Source organism: Rhizobium sp. S96 (assembly GCF_030382195.1).
Classification (GTDB): Bacteria; Pseudomonadota; Alphaproteobacteria; order Rhizobiales; family Rhizobiaceae; genus Rhizobium.
Genome location: NZ_JAUDRY010000037.1, coordinates 20,255 through 41,166 on the forward strand (window position 1 = coordinate 20,255; position 20,912 = coordinate 41,166).

Consider the following 20,912-nt stretch of genomic DNA (forward strand, 5'->3'; position numbering starts at 1 on the left):
TTCAGCGGGGTGCGAGGACGGGAGGGATGCGGATGTTCAGGAAGCTGATCTGGCCGGCTGCGGCATTGTTTTTCACGATGGCCGCGTCGCAATCCTCGGCCTGCGCCGACATCGCCCTCGTGCTTGCCGTCGACGGATCCGGCAGCATCACGGATGAGGAATATGCGTTTCAGAAATTCGCCATTGCCGACGCCTTCCGGGACGATGGCGTGCTCAAGGCATTGAAAGACGCCGGTTCTGTCCGCGTGTCGGCGGTCTTCTGGGGGGATGGGGAGTTCTCGACCCAGAAACTTGACTGGTTCTCGATAACCGACGGCGTCGGTGCGGAACCATTCGCGCTTGCCATCGAGGCCAACCACCGCACGGTGTTCGGCAATACGGACATCGGCAACGGCATTTGGTCGGCGCTCGATCTGTTGTCCGATCCCAGCTTCTGCGCCATCAAGACGATCATCAATGTCTCGGGCGACGGCAAGGAAACGGTCGCGCCGAAACGCAGAAAGACGCCATCGCTTTATGATGCGCGCCAGCGGGCGACAGCGATGGGGACGATCGTCAACGGCTTGGTGATTTCCGACGAGGAGCCTGATCTTCGCGGCTATTACGAAACGCGGGTGATCCTGGGCGATGACGCTTTTGTCATGGAGGTCAGGAGTCTTGCGGATTATGCCGAGGCAATCCGACGAAAGCTGATCCGGGAGCTGTCGCCATCCACTGAGGTCCAGGTCGCCCAGCACCCGTGATGGACGCCCCTTCCCGTACCCGGGAAGAGGCCATTTCGAAGATTACTGCTTCACCACGATCGGCGCCTTGTTCGGCACGCGGTCGTAAAGATCGATGATGTCCTGGTTCAGCAGGCGCACGCAGCCGGACGATACAGCCTTGCCGATCGACCGCCAGTCTGGATTGCCGTGCAGGCGGTAGAGCGTGTCTTCCCCACCGGAGAAGATGTAGAGCGCGCGGGCGCCGAGCGGGTTTTTCAGGCCCGGTTCCATGCCGCCGTTCTCGATCGAGTATTTGACGAGCTCCGGCTGGCGGGCAACCATCTCGTTCGGCGGCTTCCAGCGAGGCCATCTCTGACGCCACTGGATGACGCCGGAGCCCTGCCAGGCAAAGCCCTCGCGACCGATACCGACACCATAGCGCATGGCCGTGCCGCCGGGCTGGACGAGATAGAGGAAGCGCGAAGGCGTATCGACAACGATGGTGCCGGGTGCCTCGCCGGTCGGGTCTATTACCTGCTGGCGATAGAAGCGCGGATCGATCTGCTGATAGGGAACAGCGGGAATCAAAAAGCCGCCGTCCTCGATGGGACCGTACATCACGGCCAGTTCGGCGTCGGTGGGTGCCGGTGTCGTCTGGAAGGCGCGAACCGGATTGGGGAAGGAGATCGGCTGGCCGATCGGCCCGCTGCTGCCCGAAGAGGAGGCGCAGCCTGCCAGCGCCGACGCCGCGGTCAGGGCCGACAGGGACAGGAAGCTGCGACGGGAGATAGTTTTTTCAAAGCTCATAACGCGGGTCTGGTTTCCTTTAGCGCGGGAACGACGAACGCCGTTCCCTGGAGGGTTGTTCAACGCCGGTGACGACAGAATTGAAATTATCCCGTTGTACTGAATAAACCATAACCTCACGAAGACGTGTCCGCTGTTCAGTGAACGTTCTCACGTCCCCTGTGGCACGGCTACATCACAACGATCTCCGCCTTGGCCGGAACCCGATCGTAAAGGTCTACCACATCCTGGTTCAGCATGCGCACGCAACCCGACGACGTCGACTTTCCGACCGACTGCCAGTCCGGTGTTCCGTGGATGCGGTAGAGCGTATCCTGGCCATCCTTGAAGATATACAGGGCCCGCGCGCCGAGCGGATTTCCGAGACCGGGGTTCATGCCGCCGTTGGCAGCAGAGAAGGAGCGGATATCGGGCTGACGCTCGACCATTTCATCCGGGGGCGTCCAGCGCGGCCATTTCGCCTTCCACTGAATGACGCCACGTCCCGACCATGCATAGCCTTCGCGGCCGAGGCCGACACCGTATCGCATTGCCTTGCCGTTGGGCTCGATGAAATAGAGGTGCTTGGTGCGCGTGTCGACGACGATCGTACCCGGCTTTTCCTTGGTCGGATAATCGACCTCCTGCCGCAGATATTGCGGATCGATGCGGCTGATCGGAATAGCCGGCAGGGTGAAATCGGTGTCGCGTACCTGGCCGTAAAGGGCGGCGTTGACGGGGTTGCTCACCGGCAGGCCGTAGGTCCTGCTCGTGTTCGCACCCGGGATGCCATAGGTCTGGTTATAGATCGTTGCCGGGACGCCGGGGCGCTGCGGCACCGGCGCATCGATCGGCTTGACGCGCATGGGATCGACGCCGGGCGGCTGGTAGAAGACCGGCGAGGTCTCCTGCACGAAACGGGCGGGATCGGTGGCGCCGGTATCCGGAATAAGGATGTTGCAGCCGCTCAGGCACAGAGCTGCGACAGCAAGCCCGGCAATGGACGACACCCGGCTGAGACCATTCATAAAACCACCCTCATCGATGACAGCGACACGTATAGCTAGCACGAGAATGGCAAACGCGGCTGGCGCGAAGCTGGTGGCATGGCGGCATCGCCACCAGCCGAGACGACTACGCGGCGACGCCGTGGAAGAAGCGGATGCTCTGCGCGATCTCGGCCGGCAGCGCCGAGGTGTGGTTGCCTGTCACCGTATCCGTTTCGATCCGCACGCCTGCGCTACGCGCGCGACTGGCGAGCAGCCCCGCGCGGTCATTGAAATGCGACTCGTCGGTGCCATGGACGACGCGGACCGGGCATTTGAAGCTCTGCGCGTAGCAAAGCGCGGTGCGCACCTCGAACTCGTGGCTGTTTTCGTCGTCGAAACGAATGTCCTGCGGGTAGCGATTGAAGAAGCGAAAGGCGTCGGGATTGCCCGATATCGGCGCGGCCGCCCGGAACTTCTCGGTGCTCATCGAGGCAAGCATCGTCAGCGTTCCGCCGATGCTGTGGCCGGCAATGAAAAGACGATTGGCGTCGACGCCAGGAAGATGCGCCAGACGGTCGGCGGCGGAGAGCACATCATCCACTTCGTCATAGAAGCCGGAGAAATTGCCCATCTGCCCATTTTCGCCGCGCATGGTCGGCATCATCACGACATAGCCGGCATCGACATAGGGATCCATCAGGTTCCAATGCCCGCGCCCCATGGCGTTGCCGCCATGCAGGAAGAGAACGGCTGGCTTCGGCTTGCTCTCGCGCTTGTATTTCGAGACCCAGGCGATCAGTTCGAGTTCGCCGCCATAGCCGGAGCGGTAGAAGATCTTGTCGGCACCGACAGGCGCGTCGAGCGGCTCGTACCTGTCTGGAGCCGGGCCCTTCTGCAGCAGCTTGGTGTGGAAATGCTTGCGGACCTTGGCGTAGTCGCGGGTAATCAGGCGAGGCTCGGCGGGTACATCGAACGCATCGGCCACGCGCGGCAGAACGAGCGCACCGGCCATGCCTGCGAGCAGCAGGCGACGTTGGCGAAGAAAGGTCTTATCGTTGTCTTTTGTCATGTCGCTATTCCGTCTTTCCCCGCGTCCAACGGGAAAATTGCACCCGGCATGCGGCTTCGCCAACACACATTGTGTTGAGGATCGGTTGCCTGCGTCATTTTGCGTCAGGGAAAAACCGTCATTCCGTTGTTGCATCGATCATTGCGATGAGAGTTTGGAGGCGATCCGCCTCGGCGGGAGGCTTGTCCTGTCGCAATCGGGAGATTCGCGGGAAGCGCATGGCCACGCCGGACTTGTGCCGATTCGAGCGATTGATGCCGTCGAAGGCCACCTCCACGACGAAACCAAAGTCCTTGTCTGCACGCACGGCGCGGACGGGACCAAAGCGCTCGGTGGTGTTGTTGCGGACGAACTTGTCGAGAATCTCGAGTTCAGCGTCGGTAAAGCCGAAATAGGCCTTGCCGACTGGAACCAGCTGTTCGCCGTCCGGCGTTTCGGTCCAGACCCCGAAGGTGAAATCAGAATAGTAGCTTGAGCGTTTGCCGTGGCCGCGCTGGGCATACATCAGGACGCAGTCGACGTTGTAGGGGTTGCGCTTCCATTTGAACCATGGCCCTTTCAATCGGCCCGCCTGATAGACGCTGTCGCGACGCTTGATCATCACCCCTTCGATGACGGGATCGGGTGGCGAGGAGCGCAACCGGTCCAGCTCGTCCCACGAGGTGAAGTCCACCAGCGAAGAGAGGTCGAAGCGGTCGTGCGGCGCCACCTCGACGATCTCCGAAAGACGCTCGCGTCGTTCGAGATATGTGCGGCCCCGCACATCCTCGTCGCCGTCGAACAGCAGGTCGTAGGCGCGGATAAAGGCCGGATAGTCTTCGAGCATCCTGCCCGCAACCGTCTTTCGGTTCAGTCGCTGCTGCAGGTCTGAAAATGTTCTCGTCGGACTGTTCGAGCGCGCCGTGCCGCCGACCAGCAACTCGCCATCCATGACGCCGTTGAAGGTGATCGCGTCGACGATATCGGGAAAGGCCGTCGTGATGTCGTCACCGGAGCGGGAGTAGATCTTGCGCGTTTCGCCCGAGCGCGACAGCTGCACGCGAATACCGTCCCACTTCCACTCGGCGGCATAGTCCCCCGGATCGAGATTGGCCAGATCCCCCTCTCCAACAGGATTTGCCAGCATCACGGAGTGAAAGATGGCAGGCGTCGCCAGCACCGGCTTGCCGCCGCGCCCCTCGAGCCAGGCAAAGAGACTTTCGTAGGGAGGCGCCAGGCCGTGCCACAGGGTTTCGATCTCCGTCACGTCCCTGCCACCGAGATCCGCCAGCGCCTGTTTTGCCAGGCGCGCCGACACCCCTATACGCAGCGCACCGGTCGCAAGCTTGATAAAGGCGAAGCGTCCCGAAGGATCAAGGCGATCCAGCAAGTCGCGCACGAAGCTGCGAACCTCGGTGCGGCCGAGCGAGTTCATCTGCACGACGACATCGCCGAGGCGCGGCTGACCAAGCGCCGAGCGCTCGATGTCCTTCTCATTGTCCCAGACAAGCGAGATGGTTTCGGCAAGATCGCCGACATAGTCGTACGAGTAGCGAAAGAGCACCTCGTCCATCCGTTCCAGCACGAGCTCGCGCAGCATGGCCGGCTTGACGTTGCGCACCTCCAGCGTGCCGGCAATGGCAGCGAGAGCGTAGCCACGATCGGGGTCAGGCGTATTCCTGAAATAATCGGCCAGCAGCTTGAGCTTGCCGTTGCGGCTCGGGGTCAGCACGAGGCGATCGAGGAGATCGGCGAAAGCCTTCATCGGCAGTCTCCTTGCCTTCTCGCCTGCGAGGAGAAGAAGAAAAGAGCGTTGTGGAGTCGCGATAAAGGCCCCTCCCCAACCCCTCCCCACAAGGGGGAGGAGCTAACTCGTGGGAGCCACTGCGGGAAGGCGAGAACCGTCCGGCTTGTGTTGCTTCTGCTTCGCCCGCCGCCCCTTGGTCCCCTCTCGGGTGTTCCTCGGGCGGCGGCGGTGCGCGCAAGCCCCTCCCCCTTGTGGAGAGGGGTTGGGGAGGGGTTCTCAAGGATGAAAGATGCCATCAATCGCCCTCGTCCTCGTAGCCGACGAGGTGCAGCGGCTTGGCCTTGATGCCCTGCAACTCGCACCAGCGCACCAACGCCTCCTCGCGACCGTGCGTGACCCAGACCTCCCCGGGGCGCAATTCCGATATGGTTTCCGTGAGTTCCGGCCAATCGCAATGATCTGAAATGACCAGCGGTAGTTCCACCCCCTGCTGCTTGGCGCGTTGGCGAACCATCATCCAGCCAGAGGCGAAGGCCGGCAGCGGCTCGTTGAAACGCCTCGCCCAGCGGTCGGAGAAGGCCGACGACGGGCCGACGACGATGGCGCCATTGAACATGGCCTTGTCGCTGGTTTCGATCGTGGCCGGCCGCAACTCGCCAAGGTCGATGCCCTGGCTGACATAGTAGTCGCAAAGCTTTTCCATGGCGCCGTGAATGTAGATCGGCTGGTCATAGCCGGTACCGCGCAACAGCCGTATCACTCTCTGCGCCTTGCCGAGCGCGTAGGCACCGATCAGATGCGTCCGCTCGGGAAACTGCCGCAACGAGGCGTAGAGCTTCGCCATCTCACCGGCCGGATCCGGATGATGAAAGACCGGCAGCCCGAAGGTCGCTTCCGTGATGAAGACGTCGCAGGCGACCGGCTCATAGGCCGCGCAGGTCGGGTCTGGGCGGCGCTTGTAATCGCCCGAGACGACGATCCGCGTGCCGTCCTTCTCGATGGCGATCTGCGCGGAGCCAAGCACATGCCCCGCGGGATGGAAGCTCACAGTGACGCCATTCACCGTCATCACCTCGCCAAGGGCAGCAGCCTGCTCGCTTCCACAGAATCCATCGCCGTAGCGGATGCGCATGATATCGAGCGTCTGGCGGGTGGCGAGCACATTGGCATGGCCCGATCGGGCATGGTCCGAATGGCCGTGCGTGATCAATGCCCGCTCAACCGGACGTACGGGATCGACATAGAATTGTCCGGCCGGGCAATAAAGCCCCTCGGGTGCGGGATAAAGCAACGCATCAGGTCTCATCAGGCGTTAAGATAGCGGCAAAAGCCGGAACGACCAGCGCAATTCCTGCTGGTGCCAAGCGGCGCCGACTGCAGTGTCGCGACGGGAGATCGCCGCTCACGCCTTGATTTAAAAGTCGTTGCTTCACGCCGCCGCGGTGACCCGAAATGATACAGATGTCGCGGCATGCTTCCTGCATGACTATCCGCATGAACCAGCCTCTTTCGACACCGTCCCGCCGCGAACTCCTTCGTCTTGCAGCCCTTGCGGCCGCGGCGCTGTCGGCGCCTGCCGCCTTTGCGGCGACGCAACAGGCTGACCTGCGCGGGTCGATTGATGCTATCCGCTACAAGACCCTGCCCGCCAGCGGCGACCGCAAGAGCACCAGCCTGCAAAAGATGATCGACGAGGCGTCGCAGTCGAACGTGCCGGTGTTCCTGCCGCCCGGCACCTACAAGGTCTCCAACCTGACACTGCCGGACAACACCCGCATCACCGGTGTCCCCGGAGCATCGCGGATCGTCTACACCGGCGACGGGCACCTGTTTTCGGCCGAGAACGTCAAGCGCATCGAACTCTCCAACATCGTGATCGATGGCCAGAACCGCTGGCTTGGCGACTATGCCGGCGCGCTGGTGCAATTCTCCGGCATCGACGAGGTGTTGATCGACAATTGCGAGATCATCGGCAGCCGCAAGCACGCGCTGCAGCTTGAGCGCTGCGGCGGGAGGATCGAGCGCAGCAGGATATCGGGCGCCGGGCAATCCGGGATCTATGCGGTCGAGTCCACCGGGCTTTCCGTCACCGGCAATGAAGTCTTCGACTGCGGCAACGGCGGCATCCTCATTCACCGCTGGAAGAAGGCGGATGACGACAGCATCGTCAGCAACAACCGTGTCTACCGGATCCGGGCCAACGACGGCGGAACGGGACAGAACGGCAACGGCATCAACATCTTCCGCGCCGATAACGTCACGGTCACGAACAACCATGTCTCCGACTGCGCGTTCAGCGCCATCCGTGCCAACTCCGCCTCCAACATCCAGATCAATGCCAACCAGTGCCTGCGCTCCGGCGAAACGGCGCTCTACGTCGAGTTCGAATTCCAGGGCGCCGTCGTCTCGGGCAACATGATCGACGGTGCCGCCAACGGCATCTCGATCGCCAACTTCGACAAGGGCGGCAGGCTCGCGAGCGTGACCGACAACGTGGTGCGCAACCTCACCCTGAAGGGACCCTACGAACACGAGCTCGGCTTCGGTGTCGGGATTGCGGCGGAGGCCGACACGCTCATTTCGGGGAATGTCATCGAGAATGCGCCGCGCTGGGGCATGCAGCTCGGCTGGGGGCCTTACCTGCGCAATCTCGTCGTCAACGGCAACATCATCCGCAAGGCCGGGGTCGGCTGCGTGGTGTCGGTCGCAGACGGTGCGGGAACTGCCGTCATTACCGACAACGTGTTTCAGGAAACGGCTGGCGGCGCAGTCGTCGGCTTTGCCTGGGACAAGAAGATGTCCGACGAACTGGCGGCGAACGGACAGAACCCCTACCCGCAGCTCACCGTCGAGCGCAATCGGATCTCGTGACCACGCATGCCTCATCAACGCGCCTCGCGTTGGCGGATGTATCAAAACCTTTCATTGATCAATCAGGGCAGGACACTTCCGCTGCGGCTATGTGGGTTCTAGTTTCCCTGCATATCAAGCAAGGGGATCTCTGACATGCTTACGATCTACGGCGTTTATCGTTCGCGCGCCTCGCGCGTCTACTGGATGGCAAAAGAGCTTGGACTGGAGTTCACGTCGGTGCCGGTGCTGCAGGCAAGGCGGATCGATAATCCGCTGGCCGCGGATGCACCGATCAACACGCTGTCGCCCGAATTCGTGGCGATCAATCCGATGTCGATGATCCCGAGCATAAAGGATGGCGACCTCGTGATGCACGAGTCATTGGCCATCACTCTCTACCTCGCGCGCAAGCATGGCGGTGAGTTTGCTGGCAAAACCGTCGAGGAAGACGGTTTGCTGACGATGTGGACGCTGTGGGCGGCGACGGAGGTCGAGCCGCAAACGATCAAGATCGTGACGACCTACGACAACGAGAAGGAAAGCACCGACGAGGGCAAGGCGACGATCGCTGTCTCGACCCGTTCGTTGAAGCGGCAGTTCGCGGTGCTGGAAAAGCACCTCGCGACCACGGACTACCTCGTCGGCAACCGCTTTACCGCTGCCGATCTGAACCTTGCCGAGGTGCTGCGCTATGCGCAAACCGAGCAGGCACTGTTTGCGGCCCATCCGAAGGTCGATGCCTGGATCAAGCGCTGCCAGGCCCGCCCGGCCTATATCGCCATGCAGGCGACGCGCTCGCAGGAGCCGATCTGATCAGGGAAAGAGCTTCAAGGTGCTGGTCATCTCCTCGCGGATCCAGGCCTTGAAGTCCCGCACCTTCTTGGGTTCGCGCGCGCCTTCGGCCGTGATGAAATAATGGCCGAAGCCGGTCTTGGCACGGATCGCGAAAGGCGCGACCAGCTGCCCCTGTTCAAGCGCATAGCCGGCAAGCGTCTGCCACGCCAGCATGACGCCCTGCCCGGCGATCGCCGCATCCAGGCATAGCGACGCATCATTAAAGACGTGGCGCGTTTCGAGCGTTGCGCCGGGCAACCCCGCTTCGCGCATCCAGACCTCCCAGCCAAACATCGCGTGTCCGTCGATGATAGCTGGCAAGGCCAGGAGATCGGCCGGCTGGCTCAGCCTTGCGGCCATCGCCGGCGAGCAGACCGGAAAGACCTCCTGCGCCAGTAGCAGATCGGCATTCACGCCCGGCCAATGACCTTCTCCCACACGGATGCCGATATCGACGTCGCAAAGTGCGGGATCGACAAGCCGGGTGGTCGCGTCCATGCGCAAGTTGACGTCGGGATGGCGTTCTGCGAAGCGGTCGAGCCTGTAGACCAACCAGCGCGCCGCAAAAACCGGCGCCACCGAGATCGTCAGGATGCTGTCGTCCCTGCGCTGTACCGAGGCGACGGCCTGTGACAGGCGTTGAAAGCCCTCCGTCAGGATTGCGAGCAGCCGTGCGCCGGTCTCGGTCGCCACCATCCCCTTCGGCGTGCGCTCGAAGATGACCTGCTGAAGCTGAGCTTCCGCCTTGATCACCTGCTGGCTGACGGCACCGATCGACACGCCCAACTCGTCGCCGGCGGCCTGCAACGACCCTAGCCGCCCAACCGCCTCGAGCGCGCGCAATCCATTCAGGTGAACGGAATTCAGATTCTTCATATAGTTTTTCTAAAGCGATCTCTGATTAATCTCAATTGAATTCCGCATCTGCGCCGATGATAGTCCCTACCTATACGCCAACCGTGCATGCCCACAGCACCAGCGAGGGTGAGGCAGATGATAGATCTGTTGAAGTTTTTCTTAAGTTCTGAAACCGTTGAGACACCTTACGTCGCCAACCCGGCGAAGGATCCGCTTACGCATCCCGATGTCGCCCGCATGTCCCTGACGGAACTCGCCGACCTACCATTCTCGCCGCAACCGCGCGCCCGCCAGTTTGAGCCGCGACTGAGCGATAGATGCGCTTGATGGGCAGGATCTGCTAGTATCACCCGACACGGAGATCGGGTGGAACATGCAGGACAGTGTCGATGCCATCGTCAGCCGACTGTTGCGACTTGTTGCGGAAGCCGGCCTGCCGGGCATCGAGGAAAGCAGATCCTATGGCAATCCAGCGCTCAAGGTCGGAGGAAAGTCGTTCGTAGCCGTGAAGAACGGCGACACAATCGTCCTGTCGGTTCCCATCGACGACAAGGAGTGGCTGATCGAGATGGCACCGGAGATCTACTATCAGACGCCGCATTACATTGGGTGGCCGCACCTGCCGGTCCGCATCGCCGCGATCGGGGACGCGGAACTGAAGGAAAGGCTGATCAACGCCTGGCTTTTTCGTGCACCGAAGAAGCTCGCATCCGCCTTTCGTTCCCAGCTCCGGGATTAGGCGCGCTCACGCGCCAATGCTCGCTGGACCGCCGGACGATGGATCATGCGGGCATGGTGGTCCGATATGTTGGGGAATTGCGCCGGATCGACGCCGTCACCACGCAGCCATCCCGTCATCACGTAGAGATAGCCATCAGCGACGGAATAGTGATCGCCCATCACCCATGGTCCCGCCAGCATCTTTTCCTCGATCAGCGTAAAACTGTCGGCCATCGTTTCAGAGACCTTAGCCTTCATCGCTTCGATGGCCACCGGCTCGTCCGCCCAGCGGCTGGCGCGGCGGCCATGCGCGTGGTTCACATGCACGGTTGAGCAGAGGTAGTTGTTGAAGGACTGCAGGCGGGCAAATTCGAAAGGATCGTAGAGCGGAGCAAGCTTTGCCTCCGGCGCCAGGGCGGCGACGTAGGCCAGGATCGCGGGCGTCTCGGTGATGATACCGCGCTCGGTTACCAGCGCGGGCACGCGCCCCTTGGGATTGATCGCCAGGTACTCGGGAGAACGCTGCTCGGCCTCGCCGAAATTGACCCGCTTCGCCTCGAAGCGAAGGCCGGATTCCTCCAGGGCAATCAGGCTTGCCAGCGAACAACTACCCGGTGAGAAATACAATGTCAGCATGATCGAATCCCTCTTTTTCGGGAAGCATATAACGCTGACGCGCGAATGCAAAAGTGGGGAAGCGAGGCCGGAAAACCGGCCTCGACAATCACGCCGCCTCGGCGCAGCCAGGCACGTCCTCGAGCCGGTGCCAGACCGGAATGCCACGCTCCCGGGCGATGCGAACATCGTTATCAGCGCCCTTGGAGTCGCCTTCCAGACGTAGCACGCCCTCGCAAAGCTGAAGCAAGCGCCCCGCAACGGGGTGAAAAATCTGCTCGTAGAGCTCGTCGCCGACCACCTGGCCGCCGGCGGCATGCCACACCGGCAAGGCGACCCACTCGCCGATCATCGGCACATGGCCCGCGCGAAACAGGGCGTGCGACGGCGCTTCCAGACGCTTCAGATTGGCCGCCATCTTGGCCGGATCGTCACCGGTTCCCGAACGGTAGGGGCCTGCAATCAAAATCAACATCGTTCATCTCCTTCATTCCCGGCGTCATGCACGGGATTGCGCGAAAATGCATGAAATTTCTTGATTGTCGAATCTTTTCGTGCAAACTCGTGATCATTCATTCAACTTCGTGAGCCCGATGCTGACCTCGCAACGCAAATCCCTGATCCTCGACATTCTGCGCCGTGACGGCCAGGTCATTGCCAAGCAAGTCGCCGAGAGCCTTTCGCTGTCGGAAGACACCATCCGGCGGGACCTGCGGGAAATGGCCGCGGAGGGCCTGCTGAAGCGGGTTCACGGCGGCGCAACGCCGATCTCGCCAGAGCTGCCGGATTTTTCGACGCGCAAGGACGTATCGCTGGAGGGCAAGCAGCGGCTTGGCGTCAAGGCGGCGGGCTTGATCAAGCCGGGCCAGATGATCTTTCTCGACGGCGGCACGACAACGGCAGAGATGGTGCGGCACCTGCCGCGCAGCTTCGCCTTCACCATCGTCACGCACAGCCCGACGATTGCGACGGACCTGGAGCACCATCCGACCGCCGAAGTGGTCCTGATCGGCGGACGGCTCTACAAGCATTCCATGGTGGCAACGGGAGCTGTGGCGATGGCTGCGATCTCGCAGCTTCGCCCTGACATCTTCTTCCTCGGCGTGACGGCCGCCCATCCGGTACATGGGCTTACGACCGGCGATTTCGAGGAGGCGGCGATCAAGCGGCATATCTCAGGCTGCGCCGCCGATACCTATGTGCTGCTCACGGAAGACAAGCTCGATCGCGTTTCAGCCTGCCAGATTCTGCCTGTCTCTGGTGTATCCGGCCTGATCGTTCCGTCCGAAGTGAAGGAAGCGCAGCTAGCGCCCTATCGCGATCTCAATGCCGCGATCCTCGAAGCATGAAGGGTGCTGCAAGACGCGCCTTCAGCTCCTCCAAGTTCTGCGGCAACAGGCTCGCGGCAAGGCCAAGCACGAACAAGCCAAGCGCAAGGAATGCCAGCGCTTCACTTTCACGGCCGAGCGTCAGCACATCGCGGAGATGCGGCTGGAAAGCGGCGATCGCTGCCGCCAGCGCAGGATCGCCCAGCAGGCGCCCTGGAATTCTGGCAAAGGCCGGGGCTTGGGCGAAAGCATACAGCGCGCCGTAGCCGGCAGACAAACCTATTGCCACGCGCAACGGGCGCCATGACCCGAGTGGCCGCGCACCGCTCTCCTCGAAGGCAAGGCTGAGATAAAGGCAGAAGGTCACGAGGAAAAGGAAGGCAACGGGGAGCCCCTCGAGCACCGCCTCGGCCTTCAGCTGGCCCGTCCAGCCGTTGGCAAGCAACAGCGGGAACGGCGCCGACGCGACGAACCAGATGGCCATGATCGGCACCCAGATCCAGCTGAGAGAAATGTAGTGAATGCGGGCGAAGGTCACGACGAGAATAATGCCGCCCGTGAGATAGACGCCTGATGGTTTCATCGAGCCGGACATGGTGAGGATGATCGGTCCGCAGGAGCCGGCGACACGCGCGCAACCCGACGACGCGACCGTCGCCCACGTCACGTAGTCGAAACACATCGTAAAGAACAGGAAGACCGCGATTGCGATCAGCATCCACCAAAGATAGCGGCCTGCAAACATATCCTGCCCTCATGGCGTTCGATGTACATAGCCAAGAGTAGCTTAAACCTGCGAAACCGCATCCGTTCTCGCGGGCTGTAGTTTCGCATACATTAGTTGTTTCTGCTTTGCGCCGGTCGGGTGTTCCGTTCCGAAACGCTTTACACTGTCAGCGCATCCACCGCGCGAATGTCGCCCACGTGGATGCCGTTCCAATTGTGCATACTCACCGTCGCCATGGCCACAAGGGCGGCCCGGACGGGTTCATCCTTCACGAAGAATCGGCTGAGTGTGGCCGCGACCATCGCTTCGGCGGCGCGAGAATGTCCGTCATCGCACTTGAGCGCGATCGCAATCCCCTGCTCCGGCACCGCTGCGCAGAACACCCCTTCGGCACCGGTCTTTGCAAAGATCCTGCCCGGCGCGATCTGCATCAACGCCGTGCACGCCCGGCCGGTCCCCGCCACGTAGAAGGGCTCGGCCATGCAAGCTTCCAGCAGGCGCCGCGAGGCCTTGGCGCGAAGTAGTTCGAGGCCCACCCCGGTTGTCATGCGCGCGAAGCCATGAGCGAGGCCACGCAACGGCACCGCGTAAGTCGGGATCGAGCAGCCGTCGGTGCCGCAATTGTCGTGCCCAAGCACGGCGCCCGTCAGGCTTTGCATCGTTGCGCGTATCTCCTGCTGCAGCGGATGATCGTAGCCGACGTAACCCTTGGGATCGATGTCCTTATGGCAGCAGGCACAGACGAAGCCGGCATGCTTGCCCGAGCAGTTGTTATGAAGTGCCGTCGGCTTCTCCATGATGCGCGCCTGATGGATCAGCACCCGCTGGCTGGAGGACCAGTGCGCGCCGCACTCCAGGGTCTCCACGTCCCGACCGGCCCGCGCCAGCATCGCGGCGGCAAGGGCGACATGCTCGTCTTCGCCATTGTGCGAGGAGCAGGCGAGCGCCAGTTCCTTGTTGCCGAAGCCGTAGGCGTCCGCGGCACCGCTTTCGATCAACGGCAGAGCCTGCATGGCCTTGCAGGCGGAACGCGGAAACACGCCCGCGTCGATATCGCCAACTGAAAAGACCACCTTTCCATCACCATCGACGGCAACAATCGCCCCGCGATGCCGGCTCTCCACGAGAGCGCCACGGGTGACTTCGACGGTAACGGGATTGGTCATGGGAAGAATCCGGATTGATTGGACGGTGCTCAGGCATAGCCAATCGCATCGACAATGCAAACGGCATTTCGACAATCGCTGCGACGAGCCGCCGGCACGTGGCGCGACCATTCATCACAGCATTTGACGTGCTCTATCAAAAACTCTGGTTGGGCAAGCTGGCCGCCTCAGTCTAAAGCTTGGACATCGGGAACCACGCCATGCCATCTGCCTTTTCTTCTATCGTCCGCGACGTCCGTATTCGCATTCCAACGCTGACGCTCATTGCGCTAGCCTTCACCTATGCCTCCACGATGCCGTATCAATCGATCATCGGCATCAACGAACTCGGCATGTCGGACCGCTCCTATTCCGGCTTGATCTTTCTTGCGGCGCTGGTCAACGTCGCCACCAGCCTGACGCTCGGCATCTGGTCGGACAAGTTGAGCGACCGCCGGCCGCTGGTTCTGGCACTTTCCGTCAGCGGCATGCTCGGCTTCGGAATGATCTACGAGTTCCGCACGACCGCCGTCTTCATGATCGCCATGCTGGTCTTCATCCCGATCAGCAACTCGACCTATTCGATCCTGTTCGCCAGCATCCGCGCAACGACGAACACGATGGACCGTGGAAGAGGCGCCGCCATCACCTCTACCGTACGGGCCCTGTTTTCCGGCTCCTGGGCGCTGGCGCCGGGGCTGATCGGCCTCTACCTGATGCACTCGCAATCGATGATGCCGGCCTATGGCGTTGCCGGCATAGCAAGCCTGACCTGCTTTTGCCTATACCTGTTTCTTGCAAAGCCGGCTCCAAGGCGCGAGGGACCAGCGACGCAGCATATCGGCTTCTTCTCGTCGCTCGGCAGGGTGTTTTCGCCCCATGTCGCGGTGCGGGTCGGCATGATGGCACTGCTGCTGGGGTTGCAGCGCGTGAACAGCGTGGTCTCGCCGCTCGTCATCACCCATGGAGCGGGCGGAACGGTGGTCGATGTCGGCTTCATGGCCGGGCTCGTCGCTTTTCTGGAAATGCCGTTCATGATGATGTGGGGCGCATTGCAACGGCGGTTTCGCAGCGTTCACGTGCTCGCCGTGGGGGCGGCGATCTATTGCCTGTATTTGACGCTGCTCGGCTTTGTCTGGGCGCCATGGCAGATCTATTCGCTCGTGCTCATCAACGCCTGCGGCGCAGCGGCGATCCTGAGCGTTCCGATCACCTACATGCAGGATCTGATCGCCGATCGCCCCGGCCTCGGCAGTTCGCTGATCTCGGTCAACACCTTCATCGCCAATGGCGTAAGCGCGTCCATTTTCGCGGCAGGTACCGCGTTCACCGATTACTCCGGCACGGCGCTGGTTTCGGCGGGAGTCGGCGTCGCCTCCGTCTGCCTGCTGCTCTTCATCGAGCGCGGTCGGCAGCCGGCCGGGCAACACGCCTAGAGCGGGTTGATTCGATAGGCGCAGCGGCGCGCGCCATGCAAGATATGCTCCTCGCGCTCCACCTTCGCGTCGAGAACTGTGCGAAACACATCGAGTTCCGAGCGGCAAAAGCCGGCGCAGGCGGTCGCTGCGGCACAGATCGGGCAATGGTTTTCCACGAGCAGCAGCGATCCGTCAGCGTCCTGCCAGCTATCGGCCATGTAGCCTTCGCCGGTACGAACCGCCGCAAGCTGCTGCACGCGGCTCGGGAGATCCGGCGCGCGGATCTCTTCGCTATAACGCGTCAGCGTTTCCGTCTCGCGCGCGGCGATGATCGCATCAAGAGCGGGTTGCCCCAGTTGAGCGACCAGTGTCGTCAGAAGGCTGCTGGTGAGTTCGGCATGGCCATCCGGGAAGGTGTTGTTTCCGGCAGCGGTCAGATGCCACAGCTGCGGCGGCCGTCCTCGGCCTGGCGCGGTCTCGCTGATGGCTTCCACCAGCCCCTCTTCCGCCATACGGGTGAGCTGCTGGCGCGCGGCCTCCGACGAAATGCCCAGCGTAGCGCCAATGGCGGAGGCAAGCTGTGGCCCTTCCGTCTTGATCAGCAATAGGATTCTGCTGGCAGGCGACTGGCGCATTTATTTTTCCAAGTTTCTACTTGCTTTAATAACATGCTCGTGCAATTTTTCCAAGCAATAACTTGCAAAAAGAAAATTCCCCGGAAACACCAAGGCATACGCAATGACCTGCATCGAAATCGCACCCGACAAGCCGTCGGTTTTTCGTCTTTTCTCCCGACCCCTCCTGCCTGCCACGCTGATGCTGGGTGGTGGCGTCACGCTCTACGCGGTCGAGACGTACATCACGGCAACCATCGCGCCGTCGATCGTGCGGGATATCGGCGGCCTCTCGCTGCTTTCATGGATGACCACGCTCTACGTTGCCGCAGCCGTCCTCGGCTCGATCTTCGTGGCAATGCGGCCGCGGGGCACCGGCCTGCGCAGCGTCTATGTGGCCGGCGCGCTGGTGTTCGGCGCCGGCAGCCTGATCTGCGCCGCGGCGCCCGCGATGGCGGTCGTCCTCGCCGGTCGTGCGGTTCAGGGGTTCGGCGCGGGCGTGCTTGCCGGCCTTGCCTATGCCTTCATCCGCTTCGCCTACCCCGAACCGCTATGGCGCAAGGCCTCGACGCTCTACGCCGCCATCTGGGGCGTATCGACTCTTCTCGGCCCGACGCTGGGCGGATTGTTTTCCGAGGGCAGCGCCTGGCGCCATGCATTCCTGCTGATCGTGCCGCTCGGCGTGCTGATGGCGGCGCTTGCTCCCTGGCTATTGCCGCCTGCCGATGATGACCGGGCGCACGGCAAGACCCCCATCCTGCAGATCGGCCTTCTGCTGGCTGCCGTGCTCTTGGTCAGCCTTGCCGGCACCATCGACGAGACCCAATCCAAGGCGATGCTGGTCGGTGCCTCGGTCATTGCCATCGTGACGATGATCGTGCTTGAGCGCCGCAGCGCCAATCGCCTGTTACCCTCGGGGGCGTTTACGCTCTCCAAGCCCGTCGCCCGCGTCTATCTCACCATGTTTCTGCTGCTGCTGGTGCTGACGAGCGACATCTACATTCCCTACTTCCTGCAGGTCCTGCATGCCGTCACGCCGCTGATCTCCGGCTACCTGACCGCACTCGTGGCGCTCGGCTGGACGTTTGCCGCCTTCTTCAGCGGCACGCTCTCGGGCAAGCGCGCCAGCAAAGCCATCGTGATCGGCTGCGTGGTCGAAACCGTTGCGGTCGCTTCGCTGACGATCTTTCTCGCCAGAGACAATCAGGCGACCGAGCTATCGCTCCTCGGGCCGGCCGTTGTCGGCATGTTCATGATGGGCTTTGGCGTGGGCCTTGGATGGGCGCATCTGGTTACGAAGGTTCTGCGGCTGGTCGACAGCGCCGAGCAGGACAAGGCTTCGGCGGCGATTTCCACCGTACAGTCACTCGGCAGCGCCTTCGGCGCGGCCATTGCCGGCGTCATCGCCAACAGCACCGGCCTCCTTGATCCCGGTGGCATCGCGGGCAGCATGTCCGCCGCCCACTGGCTCTACATCATCATGGCGCTACCCGGCCTGATCACGATCGCTGCGTCGATGACACTCAAAGACGCAGCATGATCTTGCCGATATGGCTGCTGGTTTCCATCAGCTTGTGAGCCTCGACGACATCGTCGAAGGCAAAGGTCTTGTAGATGACGGGCGCGAGCTTGCCAGAGTCGAGAAGCGGCCAGACCTGCGACAGGAGATCGTCGCGGATGGCGCGCTTCTCTTCTGCCGTGCGCGGGCGCAGCGTCGAGCCGGTCACCGTCAGACGCTTGGTCATGATCGGCCCGAGATTGACCTTCTCCGCCACGGCGCCGCCAAGAAAGGCGATGATGGAAAGGCAGCCATCCCTAGCGAGCGAAGCAAGGTTCTTCTCGAGATAGGCCGCGCCGATCATGTCGAGGATGATATCGACGCCGTGTCCGGTTTCGGCCTTGATCACCTCGGCGAAATTCTCGCGCTTGTAGTTGATCGCGCGCTTGGCGCCGAGCTTCACGCAGGCGTCGCATTTTTCGGTGGTGCCGGCCGTCGCATAGACCTCGGCGCCGAATGCTCGCGCTAGCTGGATCGCGGTGGTGCCAATGCCGCTGGTGCCGCCGTGGATCAGAACCTTTTCACCCTCGGTCAATCCGGCCATCTGGAACATGTTGGCCCAGACCGTGAAGTAATTCTCGGGAAGCGCTGCGGCCTTTACCGCGTCATAGCCCTTCGGATAGCGCAAAGCCTGGCCAGCGGGCAGCACGCAATATTCGGCATAGGCTCCGCCATTCGCAAGACCGCAGACCTTGTCGCCAATGGCATAGCTGCTGACGCCGGGTCCGATCGCCACCACTTCGCCGGCGAGCTCGAGACCCAGGATCGGGCTTGCGTCCTTTGGCGGCGGATATGTGCCCTGGCGCTGGGCAACGTCGGGGCGATTGATGCCGATTGCCTCGGTGCGAACCAGGATCTGCCCCTCACCTGCGACGGGCAGCGGCCCGGTGACAATGTTCATGGCCTCCGGCGGGCCAAAGCTCGGCAGAGCGACAAAGCGCATTTGCGCAGGCAACGACATGATCCCGACTCCTCATTCTGAATCATGAGATAGTTCAGCTTCAGGAGGTTGAGAAGGCCGGATTTGCCAGAGGCGTCAATTCGCCTCGCCTAGCAGATGGAAGACCAATCCTTCGGCGCTTTCCTTTGCTTCCGCCTTGATATGGGCAATGGCGGCACTGACGCGATTGATATCGTCGAGCACCAGTCCTTCCGGCAGTTCCAGCACGCCGATCGAGCAGCGCATCAGCGGAAAGAATGCCTCGGTGCCAGCGCGGTCATGGCCGCGAATCCGACCGGCGGCGCGGTCAAGGTCGGAATAGAGATCGAGTACATCGTCGTGGAAATCGCTGATTAGGCGATCGAGGATTTCCGTGAGTTCCTCCCTCGTCCAGCCGTGCACGCCGATGAAGAAGTCATCGCCGCCGACGTGACCGAGAAAGTGGCGCTCGGCAAAGAAGTAGCGCCGCATCAAGGCAGCAAACAGCGAGATCGCGTGATCGCCGAGATGGAAGCCGTAGGCATCGTTGAACGGCTTGAAGTTGTCGAAGTCGCAATAGCAGAAGTGGCGCGTCTCATCCCCGTCGCGACTGGATTCACGCATGAAGTCGCGGATCGCGTGATTGCCGGGAAGACCGGTCAGCGGGTTCTGGTCCTGCGCGGTCTTGAGCTTCTTCTCGTTCATGACCTTGATGAGCGAGGCGGCGGACACAACGCCGGCATAGCGCATGTTTTCCGTCAGAAGCAGGCAGTTGCTGCCTTCCATGTTGGCGAAGATCGCCATCAGCTGCTCGGCATCCGAATCCAGGCCGACGATCGGCGCCATTTCGACGAAGTGCGAGATCGTACGCTCATAGACCTTATTCTTCAGCAGATCGCGCCCGAACGGCTGGTAGATATATTCCTTGAGGTGGCGCTCGTGGAGAATGCCGCGCGGCTCGCCGTTCGCATTGAGGACGGGGAAATAGGCCTGGTGCGGATTGCGGCGGAACAGTTCGAAGACACTGTCGATCGTATCGTTCTCGTAGACTGTCGGCAGCATCTCGATCTGCTTGCGGATCAGGATTTCATCGAGCGACTGCGTGTTTCGCTTGCTCTTGCCGAGGTCCTGAAGGTGGGGAAAGGATGGCTGCAGCTCGGTAAGGTGCGTCGTCGGCCGGGAAATGAACCAGCCCTGCACGAGATCGACGCCGTATTCGCGGCAGGCAATGAACTCGGCCTCGGTCTCGATGCCTTCCGCAATCACGCGCGTGCCGAGCACGTGGGCGATATGGACGATGTTCTTCAGCAGGTGACGCTTGCGTGGATTGCTGTCCATGTCGGCGATGAAGAAGCGGTCGATCTTCAGATAGTCGACCGGATGGTCGCACAGCAGCTTCATTTCGCCGTGACCGACGCCGAAATCGTCGATCGCCAGCTTGAAGCCACGCCTGCGCAACAGCGAGACGAGCGCTTCGAACTCGGGAACACTGGTGTTGTCGAAGCGCTCGGAGAACTCGAAGCAGATCGATGATGGCGGGATATTGGCGAGCTTCAGGTGCTGCAGCAGATTTTCGACCAGCCGTTCGCCATGGGGTATGAGGCGAACGTCGAGATTGAGGAACAGGGTGGCATTGGCAAAGTTGGGAAGCGCCGCGAATTTCGCCAGCGCGCGGCTCGCGACCATCTGCTCCAGCTGCAGCAGCTGATCGTGCCTGTGGGCTTCGTCCAGAATCTCGAGCGGCGAATTGAAGCCCAGGCGCTCCTGCCCGCGCATGAGCGACTCGTAACCGAACGCGACACCGGTCCCCGCCTCCACGATCGGCTGAAAGGCATTTTCGACGACAAGCTTGGCAAGCGTTACAATCTGATCGCTGGCAAAGCGACGAACAAGAGCCGGTTCGACGGCGGCAGCCAAAGACATGCCGATCTCCACAATGACTTATTATTTTATGCGGGGACCTTGCTGGAGAAGAGTCAACGAACGCTTTCACCAATGTGAAACTTTTGTGAAAGGTGCGTAGGCCGCATCAGCGCAACGCGGCCGTGT

The 20,912-nt window shown here is 61.8% G+C and carries 20 protein-coding genes; 7 read left to right on the forward strand and 13 right to left on the reverse strand.

All coding sequences use genetic code 11. The features are described 5' to 3' along the window. Positions 1–32 precede the first annotated feature (32 nt). Positions 33–743 (forward strand): DUF1194 domain-containing protein, encoded by a 711-nt coding sequence (locus tag QTL94_RS24925; protein ID WP_289803375.1) that lies wholly within the window; start codon positions 33–35, stop codon positions 741–743. A 42-nt stretch (positions 744–785) separates the two neighbouring features. Here the strand turns inward: QTL94_RS24925 and QTL94_RS24930 are convergent, their stop codons facing one another. The 5 genes from QTL94_RS24930 to QTL94_RS24950 form a co-directional block, all read right to left on the reverse strand. Then, the gene (locus QTL94_RS24930; protein ID WP_065689812.1) at positions 786–1,511 is read right to left on the reverse strand and encodes a L,D-transpeptidase; all 726 of its coding nucleotides are present in this window, start codon (positions 1,509–1,511) and stop codon (positions 786–788) included. 170 nt (positions 1,512–1,681) lie between these two features. After that, positions 1,682–2,518 carry a L,D-transpeptidase gene (locus tag QTL94_RS24935; RefSeq protein ID WP_289803376.1) on the reverse strand — a complete coding sequence of 279 codons (837 nt, stop codon included), beginning with the start codon at positions 2,516–2,518 and terminating at the stop codon, positions 1,682–1,684. Positions 2,519–2,624: 106 nt separating this feature from the next. Then, entirely contained in the window at positions 2,625–3,548 is a 924-nt protein-coding gene (locus QTL94_RS24940; protein ID WP_289803377.1) for an alpha/beta hydrolase family protein, read from the reverse strand. 118 nt (positions 3,549–3,666) lie between these two features. Beyond that, entirely contained in the window at positions 3,667–5,292 is a 1,626-nt protein-coding gene (locus QTL94_RS24945) for a cisplatin damage response ATP-dependent DNA ligase (RefSeq protein WP_289803378.1), read from the reverse strand. A 277-nt stretch (positions 5,293–5,569) separates the two neighbouring features. Then, complete coding sequence (locus QTL94_RS24950; protein WP_289803379.1) at positions 5,570–6,580, reverse strand: ligase-associated DNA damage response exonuclease; 1,011 nt, start codon at positions 6,578–6,580, stop codon at positions 5,570–5,572. 188 nt (positions 6,581–6,768) lie between these two features. Between QTL94_RS24950 and QTL94_RS24955 the strand changes: the two genes are divergently transcribed. Together QTL94_RS24955 and QTL94_RS24960 are read left to right on the forward strand one after the other, a co-directional pair. Beyond that, positions 6,769–8,145: a TIGR03808 family TAT-translocated repetitive protein gene (locus QTL94_RS24955; RefSeq protein WP_289803380.1), complete on the forward strand. Its 1,377-nt coding sequence runs from the start codon at positions 6,769–6,771 to the stop codon at positions 8,143–8,145. Positions 8,146–8,280: 135 nt separating this feature from the next. Further along, positions 8,281–8,940, forward strand: a complete 660-nt coding sequence (locus QTL94_RS24960) for a glutathione S-transferase family protein (protein ID WP_065689808.1) — start codon at positions 8,281–8,283, stop codon at positions 8,938–8,940. On the opposite strand, the gene QTL94_RS24965 is transcribed toward QTL94_RS24960, so the two are convergent. Next, positions 8,941–9,837 carry a LysR substrate-binding domain-containing protein gene (locus QTL94_RS24965; protein ID WP_289803381.1) on the reverse strand — a complete coding sequence of 299 codons (897 nt, stop codon included), beginning with the start codon at positions 9,835–9,837 and terminating at the stop codon, positions 8,941–8,943. Positions 9,838–10,192: 355 nt separating this feature from the next. Between QTL94_RS24965 and QTL94_RS24970 the strand changes: the two genes are divergently transcribed. Further along, positions 10,193–10,558, forward strand: a complete 366-nt coding sequence (locus tag QTL94_RS24970; protein ID WP_065689806.1) for an MmcQ/YjbR family DNA-binding protein — start codon at positions 10,193–10,195, stop codon at positions 10,556–10,558. Here QTL94_RS24970 and QTL94_RS24975 read toward each other — a convergent pair. Both QTL94_RS24975 and QTL94_RS24980 read right to left on the reverse strand, forming a co-directional pair. Then, complete coding sequence (locus tag QTL94_RS24975) at positions 10,555–11,175, reverse strand: glutathione S-transferase family protein (RefSeq protein WP_289803382.1); 621 nt, start codon at positions 11,173–11,175, stop codon at positions 10,555–10,557. The two genes, QTL94_RS24970 and QTL94_RS24975, sit on opposite strands and share 4 nt — an antisense overlap. An 88-nt stretch (positions 11,176–11,263) precedes the next feature. Beyond that, positions 11,264–11,629: a DUF4406 domain-containing protein gene (locus QTL94_RS24980; protein WP_289803383.1), complete on the reverse strand. Its 366-nt coding sequence runs from the start codon at positions 11,627–11,629 to the stop codon at positions 11,264–11,266. A gap of 118 nt (positions 11,630–11,747) precedes the next feature. On the opposite strand from QTL94_RS24980, the gene QTL94_RS24985 reads away from it, so the two are divergent. Next, positions 11,748–12,503, forward strand: coding sequence for a DeoR/GlpR family DNA-binding transcription regulator (locus QTL94_RS24985; protein ID WP_289803384.1), 756 nt, complete (start codon positions 11,748–11,750; stop codon positions 12,501–12,503). Here the strand turns inward: QTL94_RS24985 and QTL94_RS24990 are convergent. After that, a complete protein-coding gene (locus tag QTL94_RS24990) occupies positions 12,478–13,227 on the reverse strand; it encodes a hypothetical protein (protein WP_289803385.1) in 750 nt (249 codons plus the stop codon). The genes QTL94_RS24985 and QTL94_RS24990 overlap by 26 nt on opposite strands. A 140-nt stretch (positions 13,228–13,367) precedes the next feature. Next, positions 13,368–14,375, reverse strand: coding sequence for an asparaginase (locus tag QTL94_RS24995; protein ID WP_289803386.1), 1,008 nt, complete (start codon positions 14,373–14,375; stop codon positions 13,368–13,370). Positions 14,376–14,575: 200 nt separating this feature from the next. Here QTL94_RS24995 and QTL94_RS25000 point away from each other — a divergent pair, with 200 nt between their 5' ends. After that, positions 14,576–15,790, forward strand: coding sequence for an MFS transporter (locus QTL94_RS25000; protein ID WP_289803387.1), 1,215 nt, complete (start codon positions 14,576–14,578; stop codon positions 15,788–15,790). Here QTL94_RS25000 and QTL94_RS25005 read toward each other — a convergent pair. Next, on the reverse strand, positions 15,787–16,407 hold the full coding sequence (locus QTL94_RS25005; RefSeq protein WP_289803388.1) for a helix-turn-helix transcriptional regulator: 621 nt from the start codon (positions 16,405–16,407) through the stop codon (positions 15,787–15,789). The genes QTL94_RS25000 and QTL94_RS25005 overlap by 4 nt on opposite strands. A gap of 103 nt (positions 16,408–16,510) precedes the next feature. On the opposite strand from QTL94_RS25005, the gene QTL94_RS25010 reads away from it, so the two are divergent. Then, the gene (locus QTL94_RS25010) at positions 16,511–17,926 is read left to right on the forward strand and encodes an MFS transporter (RefSeq protein ID WP_289803389.1); all 1,416 of its coding nucleotides are present in this window, start codon (positions 16,511–16,513) and stop codon (positions 17,924–17,926) included. On the opposite strand, the gene QTL94_RS25015 is transcribed toward QTL94_RS25010, so the two are convergent. Both QTL94_RS25015 and QTL94_RS25020 read right to left on the reverse strand, forming a co-directional pair. Further along, entirely contained in the window at positions 17,910–18,905 is a 996-nt protein-coding gene (locus QTL94_RS25015; protein ID WP_289803390.1) for an NAD(P)H-quinone oxidoreductase, read from the reverse strand. The genes QTL94_RS25010 and QTL94_RS25015 overlap by 17 nt on opposite strands. 75 nt (positions 18,906–18,980) lie before the next feature. Continuing rightward, positions 18,981–20,786 carry a GGDEF domain-containing protein gene (locus QTL94_RS25020; RefSeq protein ID WP_289803391.1) on the reverse strand — a complete coding sequence of 602 codons (1,806 nt, stop codon included), beginning with the start codon at positions 20,784–20,786 and terminating at the stop codon, positions 18,981–18,983. Between the last annotated feature and the right edge of the window lie 126 nt (positions 20,787–20,912).